3 protein-coding genes are annotated in these 3154 nt (G+C 59.0%); all 3 read right to left on the minus strand.

Annotated features, from left to right (window positions below; genetic code table 11):
• Positions 1 to 194 precede the first annotated feature (194 nt).
• On the minus strand, positions 195 to 1289 hold the full coding sequence (locus VAE48_RS08315; RefSeq protein WP_322792858.1) for a glycerol dehydrogenase: 1095 nt from the start codon (positions 1287 to 1289) through the stop codon (positions 195 to 197).
• Positions 1290 to 1496: 207 nt separating this feature from the next.
• Positions 1497 to 2585 (minus strand): tyrosine-type recombinase/integrase, encoded by a 1089-nt coding sequence (locus VAE48_RS08320; RefSeq protein ID WP_322792859.1) that lies wholly within the window; start codon positions 2583 to 2585, stop codon positions 1497 to 1499.
• Positions 2586 to 2604: 19 nt separating this feature from the next.
• A partial coding sequence (trpA, locus tag VAE48_RS08325; protein WP_322792860.1) for a tryptophan synthase subunit alpha occupies positions 2605 to 3154 on the minus strand: 550 nt, incomplete at its 5' end.

Here is a 3154-nt window from a genome sequence, read left to right on the forward strand (position 1 = left end):
ACTTTATTTCCACCCTTCCCACAACTGTCCACTTTTCAACTTTATAAGTGTCCACTTTTCAACTTTTCCTAACAGTCTTAAAAAGAATTTTGATTACCAAAATTTGCAAAAAAAAACTTAAGCGGAAAATAAACCAACAAAAAAAAATCCCCACCCCTTTCGGCAGGGGTGGGGTACTGATCCGTTTTCTAACGTTATTTCCCTTTGCGACGCCGACCTTCGGCATCGGCAGCCTTGAGAGCCATAAAAACCGCTTGCGGGGTGATCTCACCCAGTTCGTTGTAAATGGTCTCACCGGGGGCGCAGGCTTTTTCGGCGGCGCGCATCAGGTCTTCGTCGCTGACCTCAGCCAGTCCAATCTCGGCAAGGGTGGTCGGAAGGCCGACAGCCTCGCAGAAGGTAAAGACTTCGTCAATCATTTCCGGGCTTTTACCGGTCAGGAACAGGGAAGCCAGCGTGCCGATGGCCACCTTTTCGCCGTGGAAATAATGGTGAGTAGGCTCCAGGGCGGTCAGGCCGTTGTGAATGGCATGGGCAGCCGCCAAACCGCCCGATTCGAACCCCAAACCGCTCAGCAGGGTGTTGGCTTCAACGACTTTTTCGAAAGCATCGGTTACCACACCGGCACGGTTGGCGGTTACCGCCTGAACCCCGTAATCCAGCAGGGTTTCGTAACAGAGGCGCGCCAGCGCGTAAGCCGTCATGGATCCGAGACGGCCGGTCATATTCGGCGCACGCTTGATCCGGCATGACTCGGCTTCAAACCAGGTCGCGAGAGCGTCGCCCATCCCGCTCACCAGGAAGCGGGCCGGCGCTCCAACAATGATACGGGTATCTACCAGCACCACATTCGGGTTGGCCGGCAGGAAAAGATAGCGTTTGAATTGTCCATCAGGAGTATAAATCACCGAAAGCGCGCTGCACGGAGCATCGGTTGAGGCAATGGTCGGCGCAATCATCAGCGGAAGTTTGAGAAAATAGGCCACGGCCTTGGCGGTATCCAGCGTTTTACCGCCGCCAATGCCAATTACCACCTCCGCCCCAAAGGTTTTCCCAACAACCTGCAAGCGCTCAATTTCTTCGTCTGAGCATTCGCCTCCGAATTTTTCAACCTGAACGGCGACCTTCCCGTCGAAAACGGGGAGCAGTTCAGGAAGAATCTTCTCATAAACCAGGGGGTCGGCCAGGAGCAGCGCCTTTGAACCAAATCGAAGGCTTTCCTCTCCCAGATGCTTCAACGCATCGTAACCCTGCACATATCGTCCCGGGAAAATTGAAGTCGTAATCATCGTCAAAATCCTCCAAATCAGTAATTTGTGATAAATTTCACAAAACGAATTGTAGCATATTGTTCAAAATTTCACAAGCAGATCAAACAAACAAAACTCACCAATAAGGGGTGACCCCTGTCATGTCTTGAATGGAGTGACTGCGCGACCGGGCCCAACGCCCGCCAATCGCCCTTACCGTCTTACCATAAAATATTCAAATACCACTCACTCCGCCTTCTTGTTGAAAATCTCGTGATAATCGCGGTCCAGTTCGGGGTCAACTTCGGCATAGCGCTGGGTGGTGATGATGCTGCGGTGACGCGCCAGCCGGCGTGCCTTTTCCATGTTATTGGTCGCCAGCAGGACGATGGTCACAAAATAATGGCGGAAAGCGTGCGGATGGATGCTTGAGGCGGCTTCACTGCCCAGCGCCTCAGCCGCCCGCCCGCGCACAATATCCCAGGCCGTGGAAGGGTCCAGCGCGGAAGGCTGCACTGAACGGGCACGGCGGTCATGGCGCACGAACAGCGGGCTGCGCTGTTCCAGCGCCGCCGGCCGCCCGCGGCGGGGCGCGGCAGCATGTTCCGCCGCCGGCTGCCGTTCGTTCAGGTAGTCCTGCAGGGCATTCAGCACGCGCTCCGAAACGCGCACCCAGTCCTCCTGATCGCCCTTGCCCACCACCCGCAGGCGTGCTTCCAGAAAGTCCACATCGCCAATCCGCAGCTGACAGGCTTCCGAAACCCGCAGGCCGGTATCCGCCAGCAGTAAAATGAAAGCCCGGTCGCGCAGGTTACGCAGGCGCACGCGGCGGCGTTCGGCGCGCCGCGCGGCCGGTTTCGAAGTCTTCTGCCCCGCACCGGGCGGTTCGTCCTCCTCGGGCAGCGGGGCGTGAATCAGGTTCTGGGCGTACTCGATCAGCCGTTCGATGTCCTCGCGCGGGAACTGCGGACGGCGGCGGCCGGCTTTCCGGGCGCGTTCGGCAATCAGCTGCTCGATGCGCGGCAGGTGCGGGCTGGCAATGCGCTCGGCCAGCAGAAATTTATACAGCCCCTTGACCGCCGAAAGGTACAGGTTCTGGCTGGCCGGGCTGAGGTTTTGCAGGTCTTCGATGAAAACCGCCACCCAGCCTTCGTCCAGTTGATCGGCGGGGGTCTGGTCGGGGTCGAGGGATTGACGGCTGCCGTCCGGCAGGCGCCGGCCGCTGCGCAGGCTCTGGCAAAAGGCGTTCAGCCCGTTGCGGTAGGATTTAATGGTGCGCGGGCTGGCGCGTTTGACCGTCAGGTAATGCTGGATGGCTTCGCTGATCGTGAGCATGCTTCTAGTATATCCGAATTCAGCCCGCAGCGGAAACCTGCGCTTCAATCTCCTCCACAGCCGCCCGCAGGGTTTGGGCAAATTTGGCAGCCGCGCCCGAAGGGTCGGCGGCATTCCTCACCGCATCAATCAGCGCCGAGCCAATGATGACCCCATCGGCGTTTCTGGCAACCAGCCGCGCCTGCTGCGGCGTGGCAATCCCAAACCCGACCGCCAGCGGCGTCTGCGTCAGCGAACGAGTGCGGCGGATCAAATCCTCCAATCCCTCCGGAAGGCGCTGGCGCGCGCCGGTCACGCCGGTTAACGAAACAAGGTAAAGGAATCCGCGCGTTCGGGCGGCAATGATGCCGGCGCGCTGCGGAGGCGTAGCGGGCGAAAGCAGGTAAATGAGCGCCATGCCATGCGTCTCGCAGCAGGATTCAAAAAACGCGCCCTCTTCCGGCGGCAAATCGGGCAGAATCACCCCATCCGCACCGGCAGCAGCAGCATCCTTGACCCAGCGCTCCGGCCCGTAAGCGAGGAAGGGGTTGAGGTAGCCCATCAGCACCAGCGGCTGAGCCACCCCGCGC

Origin of the sequence: Bellilinea sp., from assembly GCF_034432615.1 — a bacterium.
Lineage (GTDB): Bacteria > Chloroflexota > Anaerolineae > Anaerolineales > Anaerolineaceae > Bellilinea.